The following is a 26,253-nucleotide window of genomic DNA, read 5'->3' as shown; positions in this document are numbered from 1 at the left end:
TTGAAAAAGGGATTGTTTGAATTATTCATAATGATGTTTTTATTATTAATCACTGGGTGAGTTCACTCGTGTAAATTATCTAATTATGCAAATGATAGCCTTATCAGGTTATTTGTCAATCTTATATATACAACTATCTCATTGATAGGAATTAATATGGCTCAAAGATACAATACCGGGAATCCTCGTTCTTCAAACAGCATGAAGGATGTGAACGATAACGCAATAGCGTTTGACGAGTACATCAACGGTGAAGGTGATGAAGCATATGATAGGTTTGAAAAGCCATTTCCGACGGTGCGCAGAGCTGTCGCCGATCGGATAAATGAGATAACTGGAGCCAGTAGGGATGCTGAAGAGTATGCGAAGGATGCAAAGGTGTCGGCCGAGAACGCCCAGAACATCGCAGATGCCAATACTTACTACACCACGCCAGAAGACCCAGACGGAACGATCGCAGGTTTAGCGGGGACGCCGAACGGTAAATCATTCCGTGTGGGACAGGGTGTTGGAAATGGCTTCAAAACGTACATCAACAAAGATGGCGTGGCACTTGAGGTTGCCGGCTCGCTTGGGGCGAATGACTTAGCTGTATATGTCAGCCATGATGGGAATGATAATATTGAGTTATCATCTGATGCTGCAGGCAATACCATTTCTGTGAATGATGAGTTCGGAGGGACTCATATTGTTGGTGTTGAAGGTAATGTTCAGGAAAAAATGGATTCTTTGGATAGAAACAAAGGCCCTTACCTTAATCTTCTGTCCGATGCTGATAATGCCGCATATGGTGCAATCGATGAATATGGGCACCTCCATTTGCCAGGTATGCAATCGTCCATTCAAGACATGATGGAATCTCAACAGAAAAAGATTGAGGGTATTATAAAAAACCGCAGGGTTCTTGATGTCAGAGAGTGCGGGTTTAATGCAAAAACCGGAGAAAATGCAACATATGCTATTCAGCGGGCGATCGATTGGTTGAGATGGAATGGTGGTGGAGTCGTTTATTTACCAGAGGCTTTTTATCCACAATCCACTTTCATCATCCCGCGTAACAATGTATCAATTATTGGTTCCGGTGATAAGTCTGTTCTGCTTCCATACAAACAGAATACAGCAATAAAGTTTGTTGGAACCTTGACGAATTACTTAGAAAACGTATTGATGAGTAATTTTAAAATTGAGGGTGAGAATCAGGTTCTTCTTCCTGGTGCGCAATACGTACCAGACATTAAAGGAACCTATATTAAGCACTGGCGAAACTGCGTAATGGACAATGTCACGATGTTGAACATCGGCGCGACAGCGCTGGGTAACGATATGGCCGACAACTGTTCCATTATTCGCTGTCGCATTGAAAACTTTGGCCGCCTGGCCCCCAATGCTGGTAGCGCAGGAATATGGGAGCGTCCGCTTGGCGCTTCGGGTATTGGTATCGGAACCGGCGCTCTTGATGACGAACCTTTGTATATGGCGTTCAATACGGTTAAGAACGGGACGAACTTCCCGTTATTCCTTGAGCCGCAGGGGGGTGGTGCAGCTCGTGGCGCTATTGCCATAAGTAATATTCTTATGGGCGGTTATGCTGGACTTGCTGACTGTGGCGTGGATGGGTTCCAAGCTATCGGCAATCAAATGCGCTTGAATAAATTCGGTATCCTTCGTTATCCGGGGACCAATAACGATGGTAAGCCAGGTCGACGGGCGCAGTTTATCAGCAATATTATAGATTCCAATATAGAGCATGGTGTTTATTCGTATAGTACGAAAACAGATCCACTGATTGGATGGAACATATACGCACAGAACCAGATTACAAATAATGGCAAGGACGGGATGAACTTCCGTTACACAAACCCGAGCGTAGTAATGCAAAATGAAACAGTAGATAACAATCACATTAATGGCAATGGGCGCCATGGCATTAATGTTGAAGAGGCAAAAGAAGTCATTAACTGTGACTTCACCAACAATAAGACTTGGGGTAATGGCCAGAGGGAATTGGGTCACGGCGTGAATAGCTCAGTTCCATTTACAGCATGTTCAATTAACAATAACAAAATACGAGACACACAGGCTATGCCAACGCAGCAATATCCGGTGAACCTTACCGGTGCGTTAACCGATGTCGATATTTCGTTCAACCATTGCGTCGGAAACGCGAAAAATTCACTTAACTTGACCGGTTCACAAACAAGAGTGACAACCAACTTTAATGCGGGAATTTAACCATGGCAACGATACTAAGAAGTAACGGGACTTTTAAAGGCTCTCTGCGCACCTTACCCAGTTCAAATGCGCCGTTACCACCCGGTGCCGCTATCTTTGCTGATTTCTCCAGCTCCCGGTTTGTGATGCAATATGCCACTGGGCAGGTCAAGCGCTCTGCAAATCTGGCAGAGGTACTTGGATTTTCGAGAGCCAGTACAGCCACGCGTGTTGGTGCGTCAGGGTTAATTGAATATTTGGAGTCTGGCGAACCTGCTATTGAATACCACCCGATCACGGGTAAATGCTTGGGTATCCGTACTGAGTCGGTGTCGAATAACCGTCTGGCATACAGCCAAGATTTTACGCAGGCGGCAAGCTGGACAGCCTCAGGTGTCACTTTGACAGCCAACGGCGACAAGTCACCTGATGGAAACGTAACAGCCACCAAATTGATTGAGACCACAGGAAGTACGGCGTCAGTTCATACACTCCTGGCGCTTACGACGATGGCCGCAACAGCATCACAGCCGTACACCTTCAGCATCTGGGCAAAAGCGCATACCGGTACTGTGTTGCAAATTGCTGCCCAGGGGGCCGTGGCTACAACGCAGTTCGTTAACTTCGACCTGGGCGGCGGGAAGATCGGGAAGTCCTCTCCGCAAGTCCTGCAGGCGACTATGGAGCAACACGTTAACGGATGGTACCGGTGTGCTATTACGATTGCCCCGACATTATCTGTATCGCCACAGTTCACACTAGCGCTGACAAACAGCGACAGCAGCGCAGCGGCTTTACCCTCATATATACCAGCCACTCCGGGTTCAGTGTGGATTTGGGGGGCGCAGGCAGAACGAAGGGATGGGGCGTCGTCGTATATCCCTACCTCTGGAGCAGAAGGTTCACGCGCGGCGGACATTTGCACAACACCAACCAATGCTGATTTCGTCTCTGCCACAGGCGGAACGGTGCTGGTTACGTGTGTACATCCGCACAGCATTCAATCAGTTAGTGGAGTATATAACGCCTTAGCATGCGTGGCCGTTCTTGACAATACAGCGGCAGGTGCAAGCCTTCGTTTCTCATACCGAAACCTGACAACCAGTAATGGCCGGGCACAGTGGGCGGCGGCGGATGCTGCGGGTGTGTCTCAATCGCTGGAAATTTACAGTCTTTCCCCCGTCAGGGACTCAGAGCAGTCTGCTATTTTTTCGTTCGACAAACCGAGTTTGAACCTGAAGTTGTTCGACGGGTTCAATTGGTACTCTCAAGCGGTTACCGCTTTGCCTGATGCACTTAATCGCCTGGCTATCGGTCGTTCATATATCGGCCCTGAAAACTGGTTTAACGGCCACATCAAAAAGATAGTGTACTGGCCTACAGCGCTGAGTACAGAAGAAATGGAACGCGCGATTTCTTACCTTGCTTAACACTCAGCCGGGATGGATCCCGGCTAGTTAAACAGCTTGTAATAGTCGAATTCCATTGCGGCCTCAACAGCTTTACCCTGGGTCTCAAATGGAGTGTCTACGATGAGTGGCCAGCGCCCTTTATGCAGAAAGTAGACCCAGAACTTTCCCTCCTCATCTTCACGCAACGCGAACATGGGAGGACTGTTGATCGTTGGTGAAGGATACCGATCATTTTCTGTCAGAAGTAAAATTTGTCGCCCATTTATTTTAAGGCTACCCATCAGACATCAGTGACCAGCCACTGGTCCGCTTCTTCAAACATTTCTTCCAGCATGCGGTTAAGCTTTTCTTTGTCGCTTTTACTGGCGTCGGTGTTCAGGCTGTTTGCCTGCATTGGTTTTACCCGAACGACAGCGGCAGGAAAGATACCGTGAACCCGTTTGGTCAGTTCTGCCTTTATCATTTCAGCGGCACCAGGAAGTTCTGCCACATTGCGTTTATCAAACACGAGCTCTACGAACATTTATGCACCCCTAAATTTAACTGTAATTTTATACAGTATATTCGGGTGGATGATTTTTTCAATGCTCAGCGAGGCAATGGGGCATAAATGGGGCATGGATAGTGCAAAAATGGGTGTTTCTGATCGGGATTGGATTTTTCGGGAGAGATAAAAAACTCATTAAAAACATAGCATAAGCAGTGTTGTTTGGGATGACAAAAATAGGCTCATTACGGTATAGACGTATTGAGATCGATCCCTAGTTTCGTCGGTAGTTTTACCATCGTTTTACCATTGTTTTACCATCGGAAAACTTCAGAAATAAAAAAACCAACCGCAAATGGTTGGTTTCTCTAAGGATTTTTGGTCGGCATGAGAGGATTCGAACCTCCGACCCCCGACACCCCATGACGGTGCGCTACCAAGCTGCGCTACATGCCGACGCTATGGGAAATAATACTACCTGTTCCCCGATTCAAAGCAAGAGTGAATTCACCTGACTGATTGTATTTTAAGCAATTAGTTGGCGATAAAGCGTTTCACATCGGTCAAGACCTGCAGCAACAGAGCGAGCTGCGGTTTTTCGTCTTTGATCTCTTTGTCATTTTTATCGTACGCACGGTAGTTGCCGCTGCTGTCCAATACCAGAGTTTGCGTTGGGGTGGTGATCACCAACAGGCTGTTATCACCGGTCGCTACCCAATTGTTTCTGCGTTGGGCAGTAAACAGGTCTTCCCCCTGCGAATAATCATTCGGGGCGGTTTTTACGTGCAGCAAACGCTGCATGAGGGTCCGCATCACGTCGTTGTGGCCGGTCAATTTATTAATGGTCTGCGCTGGCGTACCCGGCCAGTGGATAATCAACGGCACCTGCAACTGTTGCTGGCTGAAACTGCTGCCTGCGCCCCAATAGCCTTTACCGGTGTCATTAAATTCAACGCCGTGCTCTGCGGTGATTACCACCACGGTTTTATCCAGTACGCCACGCTCTTTCAGCGTGTTGAGCACTTGGGCAATCTGCGTATCCACATCCTGCGCACCGGCTCGGTAGCGTTGAATAAAGTCAGCCGGGGCCAGTGTTTTATCATTGGCTACCGGTTCTGCACCCCGGAAGTTGATGTAAGAGAACCACGGGGCATTGCTGTTTTGATCGGCCAACCAGCGTTGCCACTGCTGCGTGGTCACCGCATCATTTTGCTGGGCAGGTGCCGGCAGTGTGAAATCGGTCAACAGCGCCTGGCGATACAGGCTGGCGTTAAAGCCGTCTGATGAGAACAACCCAAATTGATAGCCCTGAGCGCTTAGCGCGCTGATCAGAGCGGAGGGTTTGCGCGCGGCAAGAATGCTGTCCAGATACGTCGGTGAAATGCCGTAGAACAGGCCAAACAGGCCGGTATCCGCATGATTACCGGAACTGTAGTGATCGCCGAAACGAATGTTTTCCTGGGCGAAGCGGCTGAGGGCTGGCATATCCTGCTTCATATCCTGTTCGCGAACGCCGTCTACCACGATCATCAGCAGATTATAACCGCTGCCTTTGTCGCCGTAGCTAAGATCACTAAGGGGATACTCCACCGCAACGGCTTCTGGGTTCCCTTGTTGCACTAGCCGACGTTCATATTCTTGCGAATCGAGCAGGCCGTGTTTCTCAAGGAATTTACGCGCGGTCATTGGATAAGACAGCGGCAGGTTCGCCCGCTGCATGGTGATCGGGCGATAGAAATTGGCATCGGCCCAGATATAAATCAGGTGCGAGGCAAAGAAGGCGCTGATAAATAGCACCGCCAGAGGCTTGCCGAAACGTTGGCGGTTCAGGCTGCGCAGTTTTTGCCAGCTCCAGGTGCCAAACAGCATCTCCACCAAAAAGATTACCGGCACGCAGATAAACATCAGCTGCCAGTCGCGCGCCAGCTCACTTTGATCCGGGTTGACCACCAGTTCCCACACCACCGGATTAAGGTGAAGGTGGAAATGCGTAAAGACCTCGCTGTCGACCAGCAACAGCGTCAGGCCGGTGGTGGCCAGCGCGGCGGAGATAAATCGCAACAACCGCTGCGACATCACCACAAAGGTGAGCGGGAAAATAACCAGCAGGTAGCCGGCGAAAACGATAAAGCTGAAATGCCCCAGTAAGCTGACCAGGGCATAAACCCGGCCCAACAGGGAAGAGGGCCAGTCAGTGACAAACAGGTAGCGGCTACCCAGCCCGAGGGCGAGCAGGATATTAAATAAGGCGAACCAGTGCCCCCAGCTGATCATCTGGGAGACTTTTTCACGATAACGCTGACGGTTTGTCACCATAAGTAATTATTAATGCGCTTTATCTTCACGAATAGAAGCTTGCAGGGCTTCTGCAAACGATCTTGCCAACGTTTTCCGCTGAACTGGAGCAACGCTGGTATTGATCAAATTAGTCACCATGTTGCCCAGTACCATCAAAGACAGATCGGTGGGAGTATGGTGTTTTTCCAGAACATTAACCAGCTCGGAGAGCAGTTGTTCAACGTGTTCGTCACTGTAACGGGATGATTGTGGCATAAAAATTGCGCTCAAAGCCTGACAAAGTCCCATATCTTACCGTATAGGACAGTGATTTTCTGCTCTTTTATCGATTCCCTTTGTCTTTCAAACCGTAGCGTGGCGGGGACACTTGCGTTCCCCCGTCAAGGATTCTGCGCGATTGCCGGTGTATAGCCTGTAATACGTCGGTGAATCGAGGTATTTCGCGCCTGTATGGATGGTGGAAATATATTGATCGTCGACGGGTTGAACACCGCTTTAAAGTTGCAGCGCAGGGGCCTTCAGTGTTTGAATACGCGCTAAAAGAACAGGAGGATTTACCATGAGTCTGGATATCGACCAGATTGCTCTGCACCAGTTGATCAAACGTGACGAACAAACGCTGGACGTGGTGCTGCGCGATACTCTGCTGCCCACCAATGCGGCGGTAGAAGAGATGATGGAAGAGCTGCATCGTGTCTATAGCGCCAAGAGCAAGGCTTACGGCCTGTTCAACGAGGGCAGTGAACTGGCGGAAGCGCTGCGCACCTGCCGCAAGGAAGATAAGGACTTTCTGGCTTTCAGCCGTGCAGCGACCGGCCGTCTGCGCGATGAGCTGGCCAAATATCCGTTTGCCGAAGGTGGCGTGGTGCTGTTTGGCCAGTACCGTTATCTGGCGGCGGAGTATTTATTGATTGCGGTCCTCAACAGCCGCAACAGTTCGCGCGTTAACGAAGAGCTGGATATCAACACCACCCATTATCTGGACATCAACCACGCCGACATCGTCGCGCGTATCGATCTGACCGAGTGGGAAACCAATCCGGAATCGACCCGTTACCTGACCTTCCTGCGTGGACGTGTGGGCCGTAAGGTTTCCGATTTCTTTATGGACTTCCTGGCGGCGGCGGAAGGGCTGGACACCAAGGCTCAGAACCGCGGCTTGCTGCAGGCGGTTGACGATTATTGTGCTGATGCGCAGCTGGATAAAAATGAGCGCCAGTCGGTGCGCCAGCAGGTTTACAGCTATTGCAACGAACAGCTGCAGGCAGGCGAAGAGATTGAGCTGCAGGAGCTGTCGAAAGAGATTGCGCCGGTGGGCGAGAAAGATTTTCTGCAGTTTTCCAGCGAGCAGGGCTATCAGTTGGAAGACAGCTTCCCGGCCGATCGCGGTACGCTGCGTCAGTTAACCAAGTTTGCCGGCAGCGGCGGCGGCATCAGCATGAACTTTGACGCCATGCTGCTGGGGGAACGTGTATTCTGGGATGCGGCGACCGACACGCTAACCATTAAAGGCACGCCGCCGAACCTGCGCGATCAGTTGCAACGTCGTTTGGGCGGTGGCAACAAATAATTTCGCCGGATCGCAGACAATAAAAAACGCCGCAATTGCGGCGTTTTCTACTTCGGCGTCCCGAAAAGCTCGAATACGTTGCGATTACGCGCGAACGAAGTCGATGTGGGTCAGCTTCGGCTTGAACGGGTGACGCTGTACAGCCTGAACTTTAACTTTGGTTTCTTTACCGTCGATAACCAGAGTTACAGCTTCGCTGTAGAATTCTGCTTTAGCTTCCATGTTCTTAACAGAATCATGGTCCAGCTCGATGGAAACTGGAGCTTCTTCGCCACCGTAAACGATAGCTGGGAATTTATTTGCTGCACGCAGGCGGCGGCTCGCACCCTTACCCTGGTCTTTACGTACTTCTACATTGATAGTGAACATTGTTTTTTCTCTTAAAAGAAAATTTACCCTGCTACAGGCGACCCAGTAGCAAGTTCGATAACCTGCTTTAGCACCGGGCGAACCCAGGCAAAGCGGGCGGCATTTTAACGGAAAGCCGCCCACAGGGCAATGGAAACCTGCCTGATTTGCAAGGGGCAAAGATCAGTACAGCTCATTGGCGCGGCGGAAGCGTCCTTGATAATCGAACACTTTTTCTCGTACCTGCCAGAATTGACCGCGTTTGCGCGCCACAACAAAATCCGGATGACGCAGCAGCGCTTGCTGAGCCAGCACGTCGGCGGCATTTTGCCAAGCGAACGGCACCCCAGGCGCACGCTGATGTGGGCGCAGGAACAGCATGTCGAAGGCTTTGCGCTGCGCCGGCGTTTGCAAACGAAAACGTTCGCTGGTGCTGGTGCCATCTTCGTCGTAATAGGTCGCCTTTAGCCACTCCCCTTTTTCATCGCGGCCGCTTTGCAACTCCATGCCGCCACAGCGTAATACCAGGGCGTCTTTCAGCTTCAGCGCCGCCTTCAGCATATCGTCGGGATCGACCAGCACCTCCTGACACTGATGGCAGCGGCGAGCGGCAATGTCGTTCTCCGCACCGCAGTGCGGGCAGCTTTTGAAACGAAAACGGTAATCGCACTGTTCGCGATGGCCTTCATCGTCCTCCAGCCAACCCTGACAACGGCGACCGTAATGTTCGATGATATCGCCATTCTCGGTGCACTTGCCCCAGAACAGGTTGGCGAAGCCGCAGCCGGGACAAAATACCTGCACAGGTTGGCTATCGCTGTGCGGCTTGCTGACCCCCACCTCCGGCGTGAACAGGTCGTGCGGGTTCCCGGCGTAGTCGAGGATCAGACAATCCTCTTTGCCGGGGGCCAGCCGCAGCCCGCGGCCGACGATTTGTTGATATAGGCTAACGGACTCTGTTGGGCGCAGGATGGCGATCAGATCAACGTGTGGTGCATCAAAACCGGTGGTCAGTACCGCCACATTCACCAGATAGCGCAATTGCTGCTGTTTGAACGCTTCAATCAGGGCATCGCGCTCGGCGGCAGGGGTTTCTGCACTGACCAACGCGGCCTCGCCTGACGGCAACAGACCGTGAACTTCACGGGCGTGCTCAACGGTGGAGGCGAAAATCATCACCCCCTTACGCGTTTCGGCGTATTCCACGATTTGGCTGATGATATGCGGAGTGATGCGATTTTGCTGCTTCAGTTCGCGGTTCAGGTCCACCTCGCTGAACAGGCCGTTGCTTCTGGCCTCCAGACGGCTGAAGTCATACTGCACAATCGGCATGTCCAGCCGTTCCGGCGGCACCAAATAGCCGTTCTTGATCATGTAACGCAGCGGCAGCTCATAAATGCAGTCGCGGAACAGGCTGCTGGCATCGCCGCGGGTAAAGCCGTGATAGTGATACTGATAAATCCAGCCTTTTCCCAGCCGGTACGGGGTGGCGGTCAGTCCCAGCAGCCGCAGCTGTGGGTTGGTTTTCTGCAGATGCTGAATAATCTGTTGGTACTGGCTTTCGTCGTCGTCACTGATGCGGTGGCATTCGTCGATGATCAGCAGGGAAAATGCACCGTCGAACAGCGACAGATTGCGCGCCACCGATTGAACGCTGCCAAATACCACCTTACCGGCACTGTCTTTTTGCTGCAGACCGGCGGCAAAGATATCCGCCTCCAGTCCGTAAGCGCGATATTTGGCGTGGTTTTGCGCTACCAGTTCTTTCACGTGGGCCAACACCAGGACCCTGCCGCGCGCGCGCTTCGCCAGTTCGGCGATCACCAGGCTTTTACCGGCGCCGGTCGGCAGCACAATCAGCGCCGGCTGCGGGTGCTGGCGGAAATGTTTAATGGTGGCTTCGACCGCTTCCAGTTGGTAGGGGCGCAGAGTAAAGGCCATAAATTAACGCCGTGGATTGAGAAGGGCCATCGGGAACAGGTTTTGTAACATCTGAACCCACAAAAACAGTGACATTCTACTCCCCTGATGGCTAAAAAATTTCTATTATTATGCCTTCTGAGCGCGCGCGGTGCGAGAAGCGTGGAAATTACCTCTGTCAGGGGGCCGTTTCCGCCGCTATACTCGTGTGACAGTAATCGCTGTTCCCCCCTCTTCGAACCTGCCCTGTTGCACCTGGTGCAACGGTGGGTGTCATATTTTAGCAATACGATCAATGCGATCATAACAACGACAGGCAAAGCAGATTCAATGCGACTGGACAAGTTTTTATCTCAGCAGTTAGGTGTTAGCCGTGCGCTGGTAGCGCGTGAACTTCGGGCCAAACGCGTCACCGTCGACGGTGAAGTGGTTAAGAGCGGAGCCCTGAAGCTGACTCCGGAGCAGGTGGTGGCGTTTGACGGCAACCCGCTGCAGCAGCTCACGGGCCCGCGCTACTTTATGCTCAACAAACCGCAGGGTTACGTGTGTTCTACGGACGATCCCGATCATCCGACGGTGCTGTATTTCCTCGATGAGCCGGTTGCCTATAAGCTGCACGCCGCCGGTCGCCTGGACATCGATACCACCGGTTTGGTGCTGATGACCGACGACGGTCAATGGTCGCATCGCATCACCTCACCGAAACACCACTGTGAGAAAACCTATCTGGTGACGCTGGAGCATCCGCTGGCGGAAGACACCGCGCAGCGCTTTGCCGAAGGCGTGCAGTTGCATAACGAAAAAGATCTGACCCGTCCTGCGCAACTGGAAAAGATAGAAGACAACCTGGTGCGTTTGACCATCAGCGAAGGGCGCTATCACCAGGTGAAACGCATGTTTGCGGCGGTCGGCAACCGGGTTATCGAACTGCACCGCGAACGTATCGGTGCCATCGTGATGGATGAGGATTTGGCCGAGGGCGAATACCGTCCGCTGACCGAAGAAGAGATTGCCAGCGTGGGCGCACCGCACCTGCAGGATTAATTCATTACTTCACTACGGCTGATGAAGGAGTCGTTGAACGTGCAACAGAACCGGTCATCTCACCTCGGTTTGATTTTTATTCTGGGCCTGCTTTCCATGCTGATGCCATTGGCTATCGACATGTATTTGCCCAGTATGCCGGTGATTGCCAAACAGTTCGGCGTCGAGGCGGGCAGCGTGCAGATGACGCTCAGCGCCTATATGCTCGGCTTTGCTTTGGGGCAGCTGTTCTACGGGCCAATGTCAGACAGTATTGGCCGCAAGCCGGTGATCCTGTGGGGAACGCTGATCTTCGCGATTGCCGGCGGCGCCTGTGCAATGGCGCAGTCGATCGACCAATTGATCAACCTGCGTTTCCTGCACGGGCTGTCGGCGGCGGCGGCGAGCGTGGTGATTAACGCCCTGATGCGCGATATGTTCACCAAGGACGAATTCTCACGCATGATGTCGTTCGTCATCCTGGTGATGACCATCGCCCCTTTGCTGGCGCCGATGATTGGCGGTGCGCTGCTGCTGTGGTTCAGTTGGCATGCGATTTTCTGGACCATGGGCGCGGCGGCCCTGATCGGGTCGTTGCTGGTGGCGTTCTTTATCAAGGAGACGCTGCCGAAGGAGCGACGGCAGAAATTTCATCTGCGAACCACGCTGGGCAACTTCGCTTCATTGTTCCGGCACAAGCGGGTGCTGAGCTACATGCTGGCCAGCGCCTTCTCGTTTGCCGGCATGTTCTCGTTCCTCAGCGCCGGGCCGTTTGTGTATATCGAGCTTAATCACGTATCGCCGCAGCATTTTGGTTACTATTTTGCGCTGAACATTGTGTTTTTGTTCCTGACGACGCTGGTCAACAGCCGCAATGTGCGGCGGCTGGGGGCGATCAAAATGTTCCGTTTGGGCCTGTTTGTTCAATTGGCGATGGGGTTGTGGTTACTGGCGGTTAGCGCAATCGGCCTCGGCTTCTGGGCGTTGGTGCTGGGCGTGGCGGTGTATCTGGGCTGTATCGCCATGATTTCGTCAAACGCCATGGCAGTGATCCTGGACGATTTCCCGCATATGGCGGGCACCGCTTCCTCTCTGGCCGGTACGCTACGTTTCAGTATTGGTGCGCTGGTGGGCGCGATACTGGCGATGGCGCCCGGCAAGAGCGCCTGGCCGATGGTCTCTTCGATGGCGTTGTGCAGTATCGTTGCGGTACTGTTCTATTTATACGCCAGCCGGCCGCGCCATAAAGCCTCACCGAACACGCCGTAGTTCTCCTCCCTGACTCAGGCTCAACGTTACGTTTGGGCCTGAGTGGGTTGCACCTTCCGTTTTGCCTCCCTGAACTTCAATGACGTCAGTCGGTTTATTGCTAAGCATCCGTGCGCCAATCAACAGGTTGCCGTTCATGCTGTGTGCTTTTTGTTAAATAAATTGCTCTGCCTGTGGCAAGCGGCGGCGGGTATTTACACTCCGGGTTTTGAGGGGAAATCGGCGGGTGTTTAGGTTAGGGTCATTGATAATCAAGGCATTAACTTAAGGTTGAGCTCGGCGTCAAGAAGTTAAATGTTTCCACAATGTAAAATTATAAAGAGCGAAAAGTAACCGCATTGAGAGAAAAAAGAGTTGAGATTGCGGCGGGAAAGGGTTACATATAACGCAAAAATGCGAGCTGAGTCGCAAAATGCTGTGAAACGACAACGCAGAGTGTCTGAAAAACGGCAGGACATCAGTAAGCGCAGGGGTAAGTTAACTGTCTGTGACATTATTTACATTTAAATAACATTCATGGGCGGCAGAGTCGGGACGCAGCGGCTATAACTTAGTTACCCTGTCAGGTTAAAAGCGTTTCATTTTTCAAACTAGGGATTTCATGTGGAAAGTATCCAACTTTCGGTAGTGCATCGCTTGCCGCAAAGTTATCGTTGGCTATCAGGCTCTACCGGCGTCAAGGTCGAACCGATTCCGCTCAGCGGAATAGACGAAGATAACAACCTGATTGGCCTGAAACTGCTCAGCCATGAAGGGGCTGACGCCTGGCAGGTCATGCAGCAGCTTAATCTGTCTTTGCAGGAGATTCAGGTCGACTGCGCCATCGTGGAGTGGGAAGGGGAGCCTTGCCTGTTTGTGCAACGCTGTGACGAAAGCACCACCCTGTGTCGGCTCAAAAACGTCGGTGCCGCTATCGCCGAACCCATGAGTGCGCAATATCCTTTCTGACTCCCGCCGCTAGTCCGCCAACTGCAATAGCTGCTGCGTATAAGCGGCGGCGGGCGAGTTAAAGATCGTCTGACAATCGCCTTGCTCAACCACCTCTCCCTGTCGCAATACAATGACCTGATGACACAGCGAACGCACTACCTGCAAATCGTGGCTGATAAACAGATAGGCCAGCCGGTGGCGTTGTTGCAGTGATTTCAGCAACGTCAGGATTTGCGCCTGCACCGATTTATCCAGCGACGAGGTTGGCTCATCCAGGATCAGCAACTGCGGTTGTAAAATCAGCGCACGTGCGATGGCGATACGTTGGCGTTGGCCACCGGAAAACTCGGTAGGGTAACGGTGGCGCAAAGCAGGATCCAATCCCACTTCTTGCAATACCTCGGTCACCCGCTGTTCTCGCTGCTCGGCACTCAGTTTCTGGTGTACTTCCAGACCTTCGGCAATAATTTGCAGCACGTTCAGCCGGGGGTTCAGCGCCGAGAAAGGATCCTGGAACACAATCTGCATCTGGCTGCGGTACGGCAGCATTTGCTTCATGCTGAACTGGTGCAGCGGCTGGCCGTTAAACCACATAGCGCCTTTGGCACTCAGCAGACGCAATAGCGCCAGCCCGGTGGTGCTTTTCCCCGAACCTGATTCTCCTACCAGCCCAACGCTTTCCCCGGCCTTCAGCTCAAAACTCAAATCCTTCAGTGCATAATGATGACCGACCGTGCGGCGCAGCAAACCGCGCTTGATCGGGAAGCTGACCTGCAGGTTTTCCACCTTCAGCAGCGGAGCGGCATCCGCCGGCAATGGCAGCGGATCGCCCACGTTCTCCGCCGCCAGCAATTGCTGGGTGTAAGGATGCTGCGGCTGGCTAAACAGGCGGACACGGTCGTTCTGCTCAACGCATTGGCCCTGGCGCATCACCGCCACGTTGTCCGCCAGGCGACGCACAATATTCAGGTTGTGGGTGATAAACAGCAGTCCCATGCCCATTTCCTGCTTCAGCTCCTTCAGCAGCAGCAGAATTTGCGCCTGGATAGTCACATCAAGCGCTGTGGTGGGTTCATCCGCGATCAGCAATTTGGGCTGGGTCAGCACCGCCATGGCGATCATCACCCGCTGCCGCTCGCCGCCGGAAAGCTGATGCGGATAGTCTTTCAACCGTCCCTTGGCATTGCGGATACCGACGCGATCCAGGCATTGGATGATCTCGCCGCGTGCGACGTCGCGCCGCATGCCGCGATGCAGCGCCAGTACTTCGGCCAGCTGTTTTTCAATGGTGTGCAGCGGATTGAGCGACACCATCGGCTCCTGGAATATCATCGAAATCTGGTTGCCGCGCACCTTGCGTAGCTCGCCCTCTGGCGCATGCAGCAGCGAATTGCCGTTGAACTGGATATCGCCGGCGGTATAGACCACCGGAGGCGAGGGCAGCAGGCGCAATACCGACAGCGCAGTGACGCTTTTGCCTGAACCGGACTCACCCACCAACGCCAGCGTCTCTGCCTTTTCGATCTGCAGCGAAAGGCCGTTGACCACCGGGTTCAATACCTCTCCCTGACGAAAAGCCACGCCGAGATCCTGAATTGAAAGCAGAGGAGTGCTAGCCATATTAATGCGCCTTGCTGGGGTCAAAGGCGTCGCGTACCGCTTCGCCGATAAAAATGAGTAAAGACAGCAGCACCGCCAGCACCAGGAAAGCGGTGATGCCGAGCCACGGCGCCTGAAGGTTGTTCTTGCCCTGCAGCAACAGTTCGCCGAGCGACGGGGAGCCTATCGGCAGGCCGAAGCCGAGGAAGTCGAGCGAGGTCAGGGTCGTGATGGAGCCGCACAGAATAAACGGCAAGAAAGTCAGCATCGCCACCATCGCATTGGGCAGCATATGGCGATACATAATGACCCGATCCTGCACCCCCATGGCGCGTGCGGCGCGGATATAGTCGTAGTTGCGGGTACGCAAGAACTCCGCGCGCACCACGCCCACCAGGCTCATCCAGCCGAATAAAATGGTGATGCCGAGCAGCCACCAGAAATTGGGTTGTACGATGCTCGACAACAAAATGATCAAAAACAGCGTCGGCATGCCCGACCACACCTCGATAAAGCGCTGGCCCCACAGGTCTATGCGCCCGCCGTAGTAGCCCTGTACGGCACCGACGCAAACGCCAATCACGCTGGAGAACAGCGTCAACGCCAGCCCGAACAGCATCGAAATACGAAAGCCATACAGCACGCGGGCCAGCACGTCGCTGCCGTTGCCGTCGGTGCCCAACAGATTGTGGCGTGAAGGCGCGGAGGGGAAGGGCACTTCGGTAGCGAAATTGATGGTGTCATAACTGAAGCGGATCGGCGTCCAAACCGCCCAGCCGTGGCTGTCGATCTGTTTTTTTACGAAGGGATCCTGATAGTCGGTGGCGGTGTTCAGCTCGCCGCCGAAGGTGGTCTCGCTGTAGTCGATGATGAACGGCAGATACAGGCGCCCTTCGTAGCGCACCAGCAGTGGTCTGTCGTTGGCGATCAGGTTGGCCCCCAGGCTGAGGACAAACAGCACCAGAAAAATCCACAGCGACCAGTAGCCGCGGCGGTTGCTGCGAAAACGTGCCCAGCGCGCCTGGTTAATTGGGCTTAAGCGGCTCATTGGCGGGCCTCGAAATCAATACGCGGATCGACCAGGGTATAGGTGATATCGCTGAGAATATTCAACAGCAGGCCAATCAGGGTGAAGATATACAACGTGCCGAACATCACCGGATAATCGCGCTGCAGCGTGGCGTCATAGCCCAACAGGCCCAGCCCGTTAAGCGAGAACATCACCTCGATCAGTAAAGAACCGGTGAAAAACATGCTGACAAAGGTCGCCGGGAAGCCGGCGATCACCAGCAGCATGGCATTGCGAAACACGTGGCGATAAAGGATTTTGTTCTCGTCTAACCCTTTGGCGCGGGCGGTAACCACGTACTGTTTGCGGATCTCGTCGAGGAACGAATTTTTGGTCAGCATGGTCAGGGTGGCGAAACCGCCAATCACCGTCGCCAGAACGGGCAGGGTGATATGCCACAGGTAGTCGGTGATTTTGCTGTACCACGGCAGGGTATCGAAATTGCTGGAAACCAGACCACGCAGCGGGAACCAGTCGAGATAGCTGCCGCCGGCGAACAGCACAATCATCAGAATGGCGAACAGAAAAGCGGGAATAGCGTAACCGATGATAATCAGGGTGCTGCTCCAGGTGTCGAAGGCGCTGCCGTTATGTACGGCTTTGCGGATCCCCAGCGGGATCGACACCAGGTAAATGATCAGCGTACTCCACAGCCCCAGCGTAATGGAGACTGGCAGGCTGTGGCCAACCAGCTGCATCACCGACGCGCCGCGGAACAGGCTGTCGCCGAAGTCGAGGCGCATGTAATTCCACAACATGGTGAAATAGCGCTCGTGCAGCGGCTTGTCGAAGCCATAGCGTTTGGTGATTTCGGCGATCACTTCCGGATCCAACCCGCGTGAGCCGCGGTATTGACTGTCCGTGGCACTGGCAACGCCGGTGCGCGCATGCCCCAGGCCGTCGCCTATTCCGCCGCCGCCGAAGCCGCTGCTCTGGCCCATTTCGATAGTGGCGATGGCCTGATCGACCGGGCCACCGGGCGCAATTTGCACGATAAAAAAGTTAATGGTGATGATCGCCCACAGGGTGGGGATAATCAGCAGCAGTCTGCGAATTAAATAAGCCGCCATCGCAGATTCCTTATTGTTGTTGAGTCGGCAAACGCGCCGCCTTATTGACGTCAAACCACCAGTTATCGAAGCCGATCACATAGGCCGGGCGGATAGGCGGCGTGGAGAATTTGTCCCAGTACGCGTAGCGATCGTGATTGGAATACCACATCGGCAGCATGTACCTGTTCCAGGTCAGTACCCGATCCAACGCCCTGCCCAGCGGCAGCAGGGCTTTCTCGTCGCCCTGGTGCGCGGCGATCTGCCTGACCAGGCTGTCGACGGCCGGATCGGTGACGCCGGGGGTATTCCAACTGGAGTTGATGTATTTGGAATCCCAAAGCGTCTCAAGGCTGGAGCTTGGGAAGGGCATAGCCAAATAGACCGTCGGCATCATGTCGAAATCACCGTCTCGCATACGCTTAGTGAACTGGGATATGTCGATCTCACGGATCTGCATATCAATGCCCAGCCGTTTCAGGTTGTGCTGGAACGGCAATACGTACTGGAAGTTGCTGCCGCTCAGCAGCATCAGTTCGAAGCTGAAGGGTTGGCCGGTTTTGCTGTTCACCAACCGCTGGTTTTTCACTTCCCAGCCGGCCTGGTTCAGCAACTGCGTGGCTTTCAGCAGGTTCTGGCGATCGTTGCCGCTGCCGTCGGAGGACGGTGGCTGGTAGATACTGGTGAAGACTTCCGCCGGTACCTTGCCCTTCAGCGGTGCCAGCAGCGCCAATTCTGCCGCGTCAGGATAACCGCTGGCGGCGTAAGGGGTATTTTGGAAATAGCTGTTGGTGCGTTGATAGGCATTGTAATACAGCGCCTTGTTCATCCAGTCAAAATCAAACGCCAGTGTGATCGCCTCGCGAACCTTGGGGTCGGCAAACAGCGGGCGTCTCATGTTGAAGGCCATCCAGCGGGTATTTTGCGCCGACTGGTTGGTTTCGTCCTGTTTGATTATATAGTTGCGGGCGAAATTGCCCCCCTGGTACTGGGTTGCCCAGTTTTTTGGCGAGCCTTCAATGCGGAAGTCATAGGCACCGGCCTTAAAGGCTTCCAGCGCAACTTTATCGTCCAGGTAGTAGTCGTAGCGGATGCTGTCGAAGTTAAAACGGCCACGGTTAACCGGCAGGTTAGCCGCCCAATAATCTCGCACGCGCTGATAGGTAATATATTGGCCTAGGCGGTAGCTGGCAATCTTGTACGGCCCGCTGCTGAGCGGCGGCGTGCTCAGGGGGTCATTCAACTTGTGATCTTTCCAGAAGCTTTGCGGCAATATGGGGAGGCTAAACAGCCCCAGCAGTTTGTCTTTATCCGGCTGCGGGAATTCGATACGTACCGTCAGACGTGAGATAGCCTTGACCGTAATGCCTTTGTAGGCGACGCGAAACTGCGGTACGCCCTCGGTCATAAACTTGTTAAAGGTGAAGGCCACGTCGGCGGCGGTGATGGGCGTGCTATCGTGGAAGCGGGCGCGGGCGTTGATATCGATCTCTACCCAGCGCATGTCGGCCGGGAAGCGGGCAGATTCGGCAATCAGCGGGTAGTAGCTGCCTATTTCATCGTCCGAGGTAGTAAACAGAGAGTCATACAATGCGTCGGTGCGTTCGCCGGGCACGCCGCGGGGGGCGTAGCGGTTGAAGTTATCATAGGTGCCAATCGCTGCCAGCCGCACATCGCCACCTTTGGGCGCCGCCGGGTTAACGTAGTCGTAATGGCTAAAGTCGGTGGAGTACTTGGGCTCACCGAGCTGGGCGAAAGCATAGCTTTCATTGAGGGTTTCAGCCTGCAGACCGAAACTCAGTGCTGAGAGCACCAGGGCAGCAAAAACGCGCACGGACATCTTGACGGTAAGCTCCTGCTGTAAAGTCAATTAAGCCTGCGGCCAGCATAACATTTGCCGCCGCGCCGCAGGGTAAAGAAGTTAAAAGATCAGCCCTTTAGCGCCTGATGATCCATTACGGTATGGGCATTGCAGAAGGCCACGAAGTTGTCGATGCTCAGTGGTCTGCTGTAATAATATCCCTGCATGAAATTCACGTCCTGTTCCTGCAGAAAGCTCACCTGTTCTGCGGTTTCTACGCCTTCCGCTACGGTTTGCATCTTCAGCTTTTTCGCCAGCGAAATCACCGCGTCCAGGACCGGGGCGGTGACCGTGTCCTGGCCGATGGAGTTAACGAAACCACGATCTATTTTCAGATAATCCATGCTAAAGCGTTCCAGATAGATCAGCGCGCTGTGGCCGGTACCGAAATCATCAATGGCGATCTCGATGCCCTGCTGGTGCAGCCAGTCGAACTCCGCCAGCGCATTGCCTTCTTCCACCATGCCGCGCTCGGTAATCTCAAAGACCAACGTAAAGTAATCGCCCGGCAGTTGCGCCAGCAATTCATACACGTCGTGATGGAAGGAGGGGGCGCTAAGGTGGGAAGGGGAGATGTTCAGACCGAGCTTGGCCCCCTGCGGTAGCGCCGTCGCCAGCTTGGGTGCATCTTCGGCAATCAGGCGGAACAGATGGCGCGTTAGCGGCACAATCAGCCCTTCGCTTTCGGCATAGGGAATAAACAGATCCGGCGGGATGCGGCCTTCAATCGGATGCTGCCAGCGGATCAAGGCTTCCAGTCCGCCGATGGTGCCGCTTTGGGTATGGAACACCGGCTGATATTCGATAAAGAATTCGTTGCGCTTGATACCGCGCATCAGGGCGCGTTCCGGGCTCTGGCGCAGCAACAGCATGTAATAGCAGAGCACGCCGATCATTAATGACAGTACCAGGCTGCCCATCAGGGTCAGGCGGATATCGTTGGGCGTCAGCTTTTGGTTATAAAACAGAATGGTCATCGGCGTGCCGGCGATAGAGATGCGATCGGCTTTCTCGTTCGGTAACTGGTTCACCGGCATTAAATTCGGACTAAAGCTGGTCAGCGCACGATCGCCCAGGATAATAGCGATCGCCGGTGCCCGCTCCGGGCGAGAGGTAAACAACTGATAGGGCATAAGCGCGATATCCAGCGTCGCCAGCACACCGGTGTCTTCTTTTCCTGGTTGACGTAACCAGACGGCTACTGCCGGTTTCCCCGGTACCAGCGGCGTTCCCTGCTGCAATTTGAGATCCAACGACTGATGCGGGTCAATCTCCGGATAGATGTTTTTCAGCGCCAGCATCATTTCGCCGGTGGCCGAAGAGCAATAGGCAAAGCCATTTTTTACCAGCATAAAAGTGCGTACGCCGGAATGGAAAGCAGCCTGGTAAGTAATATCCGGTTGGCTGGCAGAACAGGGGCGGTCAATCAGCGGCATTAACTGCTGCATGATGGTTGTCAGATCATTAAGCGTATCGGCTGTGAATTTTTGTGTGCGTTGCTCGACCCGATGTTGATATTGCGTGCGCTGGTGGTCAATCAGAGAGAGTGTAATCGCCATGAACAGGATAAAAAAGACCAGGGCTACGATGGCGCTTTTAGCCAAACTGCGTCGTCTGTGAGAGACGTGGCGTGCAAATGCCCTTTTCAAGCCCATAAACCTGCCCCCTGAGCACGGCGTATCAATTTGTTTTTGTTATAGAGTGACTGCGTAATATATCCCAACGGCGCTGTTGCAGTCATTATTCATCGATTATTTAACGGTTGTTAATCGTTTAAATCAGGCATGACTACCATTATCCCATTTGACGATAATAGGTGAGTTTTTCATCGGTGCGTAGTTTCCTACAAATAATATCGCGAAATACTGGGGTAGGGGCAAAGCGCTGCGAACGGATAATAAGATCTCAATCCGGAGCAGACAGCGGTGCAAAAAAAAACGCTGCCCGAAGGCAGCGTTCTATCGCTCGTTTGGTATTCAGGACAATCAGGTCAGGCGCCGTCAGCTGCTGGTAAGCACCCGGCGGGCTTCGCGATAACGTTTATTCCAGTAGTTATCGCTCAGTTTCGAAATCATCACGCCGTTGCTGGTAGAGGCATGAACGAATTGATCGTTACCTAAATAGATGCCGACGTGGCGCCCGGTTGAGCCGGCGCGGAACAGCACCAGATCGCCAGGACGCAGTTTGGTGCGCAAGATTTTCTTGCCCATGTCTTCCTGTTCGTAGGTCGAACGCGGTAAGTCCATGCCAAACTGTTCGCGGAAAGTACGCTGTACAAACGCTGAGCAATCGATGCCGCGCTTGGTTTCACCGCCTAAACGGTAGCGAACGCCTTTCCAGTCTGCATACTGATCCATAATCTTTGACTTGACGTCAACGTTACGGACCATTGCTTCGAATTCATCCTGAGAGGCTTGCAGTAAAAGACCGTCTTTGTCATTAACTGCACGCATCTCAGTTTGTGCGTTATTCAAGTTCGAAGTGTGAGTCGTGCTGCACGCGGAGAGCATTACCGCTGCGGCAATTGCAGGTACTACCCGCAAAAAATATCTCAGAAACGGTTGAGATTTGACCATTGTTATTGTTTTCCCTTGAAGTCCTTAACGACGTCAGTCGCTACCTGAAAAATGCCAAACGGAACGAGACTAATCTGCAGCTGTTTTAACGACAATCAGTTACCTCTGAAAACGTGCTGGAACGCACATTTTTAGTGGATTTGAAGCTGAGTCAGGTTAAACCAGGCACAAACGCATCCGAGATTACCGTAACGAATTGGGGATTGCGAGCCTTTTTCCACCCTTTTTTATATGAATTTGTGATGTAACATAATGTAAATCTTCATATAAAAAACGCTGATTGTCCGTTGTGTTGGTTTTGCGTGAAATCAGGTGGCGAAAGCGTTAACGCGCTGATGGGGAAATAAACGAAATGCGGTGGGGAAATAATCAGGAGGCCGGCGGGCCTCCTGGGGATCATAACCAATAGTTATGACTATGCTGGACGGTGTTTACCGGGTAGCAGGCGATTCAGACCCCGGATCAGCACATCGCTAAACGGCGTCATCAGACACCAGCTGGCGCCAACCAGCACCACCGACAGCGAGCCGACGGCAATATCGGTAAACCAGTGGGCACCAATCATCACGCGCGGCAATGAAAATACCACCGTAATCAGCAGCGCGACGGCGAACGCGCGACGGTTGAAGTAACGCAACATAAAGCAGGAAAATATCATCAGCATCATGCCGTGATCGCCGGGGAAGCTGTCGCCTGAAGCGTCTTTAGTCGGAATACCGGTCAGTTCGCTGACGCGGTTGATGTTCTCAAAACTCAGCGACGGGCTAGGGTGTTTGACCGGCAGTAAATGCCCAAGCTGGTTCAGCACCACGGCGGTCAGCAGCATAACAACGCCGGTAATCAACAAGCGGCGACGGCCGGCGCCATCCTGCTGCAGGTAAAAGCACAGGTACAACAACCCCATGGCCAGCAGCGAAATGACGTCAAAGGCGCGGTTATTGGTGATAGCCACCAGATGCAGAAAACCGGGATCGGTAGCCAGATGACGATTAAAGAAGAAGAAAATTTCCGAATCCAGAGTAAACCAATAACCGTGATTCGCCGGCAGGAACCAGGACAAGAACAGCACAATGCCCAATATATTGAAGAAAATGATGAGGGGTAAGTTGCGGCGAGTCATGGCATAACCTGTAGTCTGTCTAAAGAGTAAAAGGGCATTAACGGTAAAGATCTCAACTTAAACGAATACTAAACAGCTTGGATTGCAACGCGTTCCAGTCCGCATTCTCGCTGTGAATCAGTTCAATTCGGCTGTCCAGCGGTGTAACAGGGCGCGTTTCGATATTGAGATCTTGCCCCTGACGGTTGATTAAAAGTGTACCTTCAGCAATACGTACCACACCTTTGGCGCGTTCGACCGGCGCCAGACGTATCCACTCCATAATGCCAACGGTGTCGAACACCGTATCGGCGTCAAAAATCCAACCACAGCTGTTAAAACCCTGGCCCTGGTTAAGCGCTCGACGCCAGCGGGAAGTTTCCGGCAGTCGCAATGCGGCCAGGCCCTGCGTTTTGGCATGACTATGATGATGTTGTGCATCGGGTAATTCTGTACGATTAGTGCGAGGTTGGTCGAGCCACGCGACATCGGCCTGACCGCGTTCAATATGATAAAGCGGACGCTGGTGGCCATCCTGTTCCATCCATTGCTGCAGGGCCATCAGATCTTGCGGCTGATAGGTGTCGCTTTTGCTGGCCAGAATAATGTCGGCGGCCACCAGTTGATCGCGGAAGTTTTCGTTGTCGCGGTAGCGCGGTTCGCTGAGTTGGCGTGCATCCAACAGGCACAGCGTGGCCTGCAGATCGATCCAACCGGCGTAACTGTCTTGCGTCAGCAATGACAGGATCTGTTTCGGATGACCGAGCCCGGTGGGTTCGATCAGCAAGCGATCAGGCTTGTTTTGTTGCAGCAACATGTTCAGCCCGACCTGCATCGGCAGCCCGTTCACGCAACACATGCAGCCGCCAGGGATCTCCTTCAACACTGCGCCGCTGTCAGCCAGCAGCGCGCCGTCGATGCCAATTTCACCGAACTCATTCACCAGCACAGCCCAGCGTTCATGTTCCGGCTTGTTAGCCAGCAAATGGCGGATGGTGGTGGTTTTGCCGCTGCCGAGAAAACCGGTGATCAGGTTAGTTTTAGTCATTAATTATTCCTGATGTTAATGAATTTAAGGGCAATAGTTTGGCCATTCTACTTCACCTGGCAGGATGGCGCTGCTCTCCCTGCGTTAAGTCACAAATCCGACAGATTGAGATACGTCATTTTAAAGCAACCAAATGGCGGTCATTATTAGGAAAAATCCCAGTAAAAACCGGATATTACCTAAGGGAAATAGTTGTTAGTAGCTTGTTTTAACTTTGTTAATTGCCCGATTACCCGCCAAATAAATGCCCTTACCTTGCGATTATTCCTAAGAAGATCCTCTATGTTTAAATTGGCTTAACAAAAAATGAGGTTGCCATGAATGTCTTTCGGTTATTTTTGATCGCAGGAATGTTGTTTTCATGGACGGCAGTAAGTCATGCAGGAACCACTGGTGGAGTTATTCGTTTTGTCGGATCTATTGTGGAAAGCCCCTGTACGGTGAAAGTTACCGCTTCAACGGCCAATACGCAATGTTACCGAAATGGGCAGCACTATCAAGACCAACAGGCCCTGTCGAAATTTGATGCTACACGCAAAGAACTGCCGCTGAATTTAGGTTCGACCGAAATGAAGTGGGTGGATCAACAGAAAAAACTTGCAGTGATGACGGTAGTTTATCGTTAAGTCGTTCGGCGATGCCGGATGATATCCGGCATCGTCATTTTCCCCGCTTTACGCCTTGTTCAATGGCTAAGCCAGCTGAGTCGACACCCAGTTTTGCACCGTTTGACGCGCACCGCGATCGCGTAATGACAAGTAGGCGTGGGTGACCGCCGTGACAAATTCCTCGTTGGCCGCCAATTGCTCACCAAAAATAGCCGTTAGACCCAACAGGGCTTTTACCCGTTGTTCATCATCCGGCGTTGAAGCCACTGTCTGTTGCAGCGTAGCCAATAACGGATCGCGGATGTCTATTGGCTGCCCGGCATCATCCACGCCGCCGACATAGCGCATCCAGCCCGCTACCCCGAGAGCCAGACCGGCATAGCTGCCGCCATGCTGCAGATGCCAACGCACCGAGTCCAGCATACGCTGCGGTAATTTTTGCGTGCCGTCCATGGCAATTTGCCAGGTACGGTGTTGCAACGCCGGGTTGCTGTAGCGCTCAATCAGCTGTGCTGCATAGGCGGGCAAATCGATGCCGCTAACGTTCAGCGTCGGCGCCTGTTCGGCCAGCATCAGGTGGAGTGCGGCGCGGCGATAAGACTCATCGCCCATACAGTCGTTGATGTACTGATAGCCCCCAAGATACCCGAGATAGGCCAGGAAAGAGTGGCTGCCGTTCAGCATGCGCAGTTTCATCTGCTCAAAAGGCAGCACGTCATTGACCAACTGTGCACCGGCCCGTTCCCAGGCTGGGCGGCCGGCGACAAAGTTATCCTCAACGACCCACTGGATAAAGGGTTCGCAGGCGATGGCGCATTCATCACGAACGCCGCCGAGCGCCTCGGCCACTTCATCCAGCGTCTCTGGCGTAGCGGCTGGGACGATACGGTCTACCATGGTGCTGGGGAAGCTCACCTCGCGGGCAATCCAGTCGGCCAGCGCGCCGTCGCGCGCTTCGGCCAAACCGACGATCGCGTTACGCAGCACGTGGCCGTTTTCCGGGATGTTGTCGCAAGAGAGCAGGGTAAAGGCGGGCAGCCCACGTTCCAGACGCAGGCGCAGCGCTTCCACCAGGATCCCCGGCACGGTAGAAGGCTCGCCGGGATTCGCCAGATCGGCGCGGATCGCCTGATGTTGAAGATCCAGTTTTCCGCTGCCGGGTTCAATGCAATAGCCTTTTTCGGTAATGGTCATCGAGACAATCGCCACCTGTGGCTCCGCCAGCTTTTCCAATACGGCGCCAATCCCTTCCAGCTTGCGGTGTACGCTCTCATGCACCGCACCGATCACGATAGCCTGATTACTCGCCGCGCCTTTTTCCAGCACGCTGTAAAGATGGTCCTGCTGGCGCAGCGTCCGGAACAAATTATCACCGCCGAACAGGCTGATTTCGCAGATCCCCCAGTCGCCGCCCTGACGATTCAACACTCGATCGGTCAGTAGCGCCTGGTGGGCACGGTGAAAGGCACCAAATCCAATGTGCACCATGCGGCTCTGTAATGCGCTGCGATCGTAACCTGGCTGCTGGACGGCATCCGGAAGCGGCGTGTTGGCGATAGTCTTCATGCAAAGCTCCAAGGCTGAGTAGATGTGTTGGGGGTTAACTTTAAAAGTTATCAGACCAGTTTTTTTTGTGCAGAATACGGCACTCCTTCTGCCGGGGCTGCACGAATTTTCTGCCGCCAGTGTAAGGCTGTAAGCGCACTAATTACATGCGCGCGTGCAAAATAAGCCAGATCCGTGAAGTGGATCAACCAATCGCGGTTTCACTTTTGACAGCAATTGGCGAAAGAGTAAGGTGAAAGATAACCGATATCTATTTTATTTTGGTATAACAAGATGGCCGGAGCAGGGCGATCTTTATCACTTCCGCGAT

21 protein-coding genes and 1 tRNA gene are annotated in these 26,253 nt (G+C 53.3%); 7 read left to right on the top strand and 15 right to left on the bottom strand.

Annotated elements, in window-relative coordinates; all coding sequences use genetic code 11:
* The first annotated feature begins 156 nt into the window (after positions 1 to 156).
* Positions 157 to 2,232 carry a right-handed parallel beta-helix repeat-containing protein gene (locus AAZT04_RS12600; RefSeq protein ID WP_434680343.1) on the top strand — a complete coding sequence of 692 codons (2,076 nt, stop codon included), beginning with the start codon at positions 157 to 159 and terminating at the stop codon, positions 2,230 to 2,232.
* 2 nt (positions 2,233 to 2,234) lie between these two features.
* On the top strand, positions 2,235 to 3,641 hold the full coding sequence (locus AAZT04_RS12595) for a phage head spike fiber domain-containing protein (protein ID WP_434680340.1): 1,407 nt from the start codon (positions 2,235 to 2,237) through the stop codon (positions 3,639 to 3,641).
* Positions 3,642 to 3,903: 262 nt separating this feature from the next.
* Here the strand turns inward: AAZT04_RS12595 and AAZT04_RS12590 are convergent, their stop codons facing one another.
* The 4 genes from AAZT04_RS12590 to AAZT04_RS12575 form a co-directional block, all read right to left on the bottom strand.
* The gene (locus tag AAZT04_RS12590; RefSeq protein WP_434680337.1) at positions 3,904 to 4,146 is read right to left on the bottom strand and encodes a DinI family protein; all 243 of its coding nucleotides are present in this window, start codon (positions 4,144 to 4,146) and stop codon (positions 3,904 to 3,906) included.
* A gap of 343 nt (positions 4,147 to 4,489) precedes the next feature.
* Positions 4,490 to 4,566 (bottom strand) — tRNA-Pro (locus AAZT04_RS12585).
* Positions 4,567 to 4,644: 78 nt separating this feature from the next.
* Positions 4,645 to 6,426 (bottom strand): LPS biosynthesis-modulating metalloenzyme YejM, encoded by a 1,782-nt coding sequence (yejM, locus tag AAZT04_RS12580; protein ID WP_129983410.1) that lies wholly within the window; start codon positions 6,424 to 6,426, stop codon positions 4,645 to 4,647.
* A 9-nt stretch (positions 6,427 to 6,435) separates the two neighbouring features.
* Complete coding sequence (locus AAZT04_RS12575) at positions 6,436 to 6,663, bottom strand: YejL family protein (protein ID WP_020827787.1); 228 nt, start codon at positions 6,661 to 6,663, stop codon at positions 6,436 to 6,438.
* 304 nt (positions 6,664 to 6,967) lie between these two features.
* Between AAZT04_RS12575 and yejK the strand changes: the two genes are divergently transcribed.
* Positions 6,968 to 7,978 (top strand): nucleoid-associated protein YejK, encoded by a 1,011-nt coding sequence (gene yejK / locus AAZT04_RS12570; protein WP_044552555.1) that lies wholly within the window; start codon positions 6,968 to 6,970, stop codon positions 7,976 to 7,978.
* 84 nt (positions 7,979 to 8,062) lie between these two features.
* Here yejK and rplY read toward each other — a convergent pair whose 3' ends face one another.
* Both rplY and AAZT04_RS12560 read right to left on the bottom strand, forming a co-directional pair.
* Positions 8,063 to 8,347: a 50S ribosomal protein L25 gene (gene rplY / locus AAZT04_RS12565; RefSeq protein ID WP_020827785.1), complete on the bottom strand. Its 285-nt coding sequence runs from the start codon at positions 8,345 to 8,347 to the stop codon at positions 8,063 to 8,065.
* Between the two features lie 162 nt (positions 8,348 to 8,509).
* Positions 8,510 to 10,267 carry a DEAD/DEAH box helicase gene (locus tag AAZT04_RS12560; RefSeq protein WP_048759244.1) on the bottom strand — a complete coding sequence of 586 codons (1,758 nt, stop codon included), beginning with the start codon at positions 10,265 to 10,267 and terminating at the stop codon, positions 8,510 to 8,512.
* Between the two features lie 309 nt (positions 10,268 to 10,576).
* Here AAZT04_RS12560 and rsuA point away from each other — a divergent pair, with 309 nt between their 5' ends.
* The 3 genes from rsuA (at position 10,577) to AAZT04_RS12545 (ending at position 13,486) form a co-directional block, all read left to right on the top strand.
* Positions 10,577 to 11,290 carry a 16S rRNA pseudouridine(516) synthase RsuA gene (gene rsuA, locus AAZT04_RS12555; RefSeq protein ID WP_020827783.1) on the top strand — a complete coding sequence of 238 codons (714 nt, stop codon included), beginning with the start codon at positions 10,577 to 10,579 and terminating at the stop codon, positions 11,288 to 11,290.
* 39 nt (positions 11,291 to 11,329) lie between these two features.
* Entirely contained in the window at positions 11,330 to 12,538 is a 1,209-nt protein-coding gene (locus tag AAZT04_RS12550; protein WP_041415525.1) for a Bcr/CflA family multidrug efflux MFS transporter, read from the top strand.
* Between the two features lie 603 nt (positions 12,539 to 13,141).
* Positions 13,142 to 13,486 carry a YejG family protein gene (locus AAZT04_RS12545; RefSeq protein ID WP_020827781.1) on the top strand — a complete coding sequence of 115 codons (345 nt, stop codon included), beginning with the start codon at positions 13,142 to 13,144 and terminating at the stop codon, positions 13,484 to 13,486.
* Between the two features lie 9 nt (positions 13,487 to 13,495).
* Here the strand turns inward: AAZT04_RS12545 and yejF are convergent, their stop codons facing one another.
* The 8 genes from yejF to AAZT04_RS12505 all read right to left on the bottom strand — a co-directional run bounded on the left by yejF (position 13,496) and on the right by AAZT04_RS12505 (position 23,769).
* Complete coding sequence (yejF, locus tag AAZT04_RS12540) at positions 13,496 to 15,088, bottom strand: microcin C ABC transporter ATP-binding protein YejF (protein ID WP_434680329.1); 1,593 nt, start codon at positions 15,086 to 15,088, stop codon at positions 13,496 to 13,498.
* Position 15,089: 1 nt separating this feature from the next.
* Positions 15,090 to 16,115, bottom strand: coding sequence for an ABC transporter permease (locus AAZT04_RS12535; RefSeq protein ID WP_434680326.1), 1,026 nt, complete (start codon positions 16,113 to 16,115; stop codon positions 15,090 to 15,092).
* Positions 16,112 to 17,206, bottom strand: a complete 1,095-nt coding sequence (locus AAZT04_RS12530; protein WP_048759238.1) for a microcin C ABC transporter permease YejB — start codon at positions 17,204 to 17,206, stop codon at positions 16,112 to 16,114. The genes AAZT04_RS12535 and AAZT04_RS12530 overlap by 4 nt, the downstream gene beginning before the upstream one ends.
* A gap of 10 nt (positions 17,207 to 17,216) precedes the next feature.
* Positions 17,217 to 19,025 (bottom strand): extracellular solute-binding protein, encoded by a 1,809-nt coding sequence (locus AAZT04_RS12525; protein ID WP_261449203.1) that lies wholly within the window; start codon positions 19,023 to 19,025, stop codon positions 17,217 to 17,219.
* Between the two features lie 89 nt (positions 19,026 to 19,114).
* Entirely contained in the window at positions 19,115 to 20,701 is a 1,587-nt protein-coding gene (locus AAZT04_RS12520) for a cyclic di-GMP phosphodiesterase (RefSeq protein ID WP_046373088.1), read from the bottom strand.
* Between the two features lie 345 nt (positions 20,702 to 21,046).
* A complete protein-coding gene (mepS, locus tag AAZT04_RS12515; protein ID WP_041414762.1) occupies positions 21,047 to 21,622 on the bottom strand; it encodes a bifunctional murein DD-endopeptidase/murein LD-carboxypeptidase in 576 nt (191 codons plus the stop codon).
* 415 nt (positions 21,623 to 22,037) lie between these two features.
* On the bottom strand, positions 22,038 to 22,742 hold the full coding sequence (locus tag AAZT04_RS12510; protein ID WP_020827774.1) for a phosphatase PAP2 family protein: 705 nt from the start codon (positions 22,740 to 22,742) through the stop codon (positions 22,038 to 22,040).
* A 52-nt stretch (positions 22,743 to 22,794) separates the two neighbouring features.
* Positions 22,795 to 23,769: a CobW family GTP-binding protein gene (locus AAZT04_RS12505; RefSeq protein WP_434680319.1), complete on the bottom strand. Its 975-nt coding sequence runs from the start codon at positions 23,767 to 23,769 to the stop codon at positions 22,795 to 22,797.
* 317 nt (positions 23,770 to 24,086) lie between these two features.
* On the opposite strand from AAZT04_RS12505, the gene AAZT04_RS12500 reads away from it, so the two are divergent.
* Positions 24,087 to 24,395, top strand: a complete 309-nt coding sequence (locus tag AAZT04_RS12500; RefSeq protein WP_041414761.1) for a type 1 fimbrial protein — start codon at positions 24,087 to 24,089, stop codon at positions 24,393 to 24,395.
* A 66-nt stretch (positions 24,396 to 24,461) separates the two neighbouring features.
* Here AAZT04_RS12500 and AAZT04_RS12495 read toward each other — a convergent pair whose 3' ends face one another.
* Positions 24,462 to 25,943 carry a mannitol dehydrogenase family protein gene (locus tag AAZT04_RS12495; RefSeq protein WP_197821157.1) on the bottom strand — a complete coding sequence of 494 codons (1,482 nt, stop codon included), beginning with the start codon at positions 25,941 to 25,943 and terminating at the stop codon, positions 24,462 to 24,464.
* Positions 25,944 to 26,253 lie beyond the last annotated feature (310 nt).

The organism is Serratia sp. Je.1.23.a, assembly GCF_051129805.1.
GTDB classification, from domain to species: domain Bacteria; phylum Pseudomonadota; class Gammaproteobacteria; order Enterobacterales; family Enterobacteriaceae; genus Serratia; species Serratia liquefaciens.
Note: the sequence above shows the minus strand (reverse complement) of the source record. Positions and strands in the feature narration are given on the sequence as shown.

Coding starts and splice junctions, on each gene's coding strand:
- AAZT04_RS12525 (WP_261449203.1), bottom strand. CDS start 19,025: ATGTCCGTGCGCGTTTTTGCTGCCCTGGTGCTCTCAGCACTGAGTTTC.
- AAZT04_RS12595 (WP_434680340.1), top strand. CDS start 2,235: ATGGCAACGATACTAAGAAGTAACGGGACTTTTAAAGGCTCTCTGCGC.
- AAZT04_RS12510 (WP_020827774.1), bottom strand. CDS start 22,742: ATGACTCGCCGCAACTTACCCCTCATCATTTTCTTCAATATATTGGGC.
- mepS (WP_041414762.1), bottom strand. CDS start 21,622: ATGGTCAAATCTCAACCGTTTCTGAGATATTTTTTGCGGGTAGTACCT.
- AAZT04_RS12560 (WP_048759244.1), bottom strand. CDS start 10,267: ATGGCCTTTACTCTGCGCCCCTACCAACTGGAAGCGGTCGAAGCCACC.
- yejK (WP_044552555.1), top strand. CDS start 6,968: ATGAGTCTGGATATCGACCAGATTGCTCTGCACCAGTTGATCAAACGT.
- AAZT04_RS12505 (WP_434680319.1), bottom strand. CDS start 23,769: ATGACTAAAACTAACCTGATCACCGGTTTTCTCGGCAGCGGCAAAACC.
- AAZT04_RS12600 (WP_434680343.1), top strand. CDS start 157: ATGGCTCAAAGATACAATACCGGGAATCCTCGTTCTTCAAACAGCATG.
- rplY (WP_020827785.1), bottom strand. CDS start 8,347: ATGTTCACTATCAATGTAGAAGTACGTAAAGACCAGGGTAAGGGTGCG.
- AAZT04_RS12530 (WP_048759238.1), bottom strand. CDS start 17,206: ATGGCGGCTTATTTAATTCGCAGACTGCTGCTGATTATCCCCACCCTG.
- AAZT04_RS12590 (WP_434680337.1), bottom strand. CDS start 4,146: ATGTTCGTAGAGCTCGTGTTTGATAAACGCAATGTGGCAGAACTTCCT.
- AAZT04_RS12575 (WP_020827787.1), bottom strand. CDS start 6,663: ATGCCACAATCATCCCGTTACAGTGACGAACACGTTGAACAACTGCTC.
- yejF (WP_434680329.1), bottom strand. CDS start 15,088: ATGGCTAGCACTCCTCTGCTTTCAATTCAGGATCTCGGCGTGGCTTTT.
- AAZT04_RS12500 (WP_041414761.1), top strand. CDS start 24,087: ATGAATGTCTTTCGGTTATTTTTGATCGCAGGAATGTTGTTTTCATGG.
- AAZT04_RS12520 (WP_046373088.1), bottom strand. CDS start 20,701: ATGGGCTTGAAAAGGGCATTTGCACGCCACGTCTCTCACAGACGACGC.
- AAZT04_RS12495 (WP_197821157.1), bottom strand. CDS start 25,943: ATGAAGACTATCGCCAACACGCCGCTTCCGGATGCCGTCCAGCAGCCA.
- AAZT04_RS12535 (WP_434680326.1), bottom strand. CDS start 16,115: ATGAGCCGCTTAAGCCCAATTAACCAGGCGCGCTGGGCACGTTTTCGC.
- yejM (WP_129983410.1), bottom strand. CDS start 6,426: ATGGTGACAAACCGTCAGCGTTATCGTGAAAAAGTCTCCCAGATGATC.
- rsuA (WP_020827783.1), top strand. CDS start 10,577: ATGCGACTGGACAAGTTTTTATCTCAGCAGTTAGGTGTTAGCCGTGCG.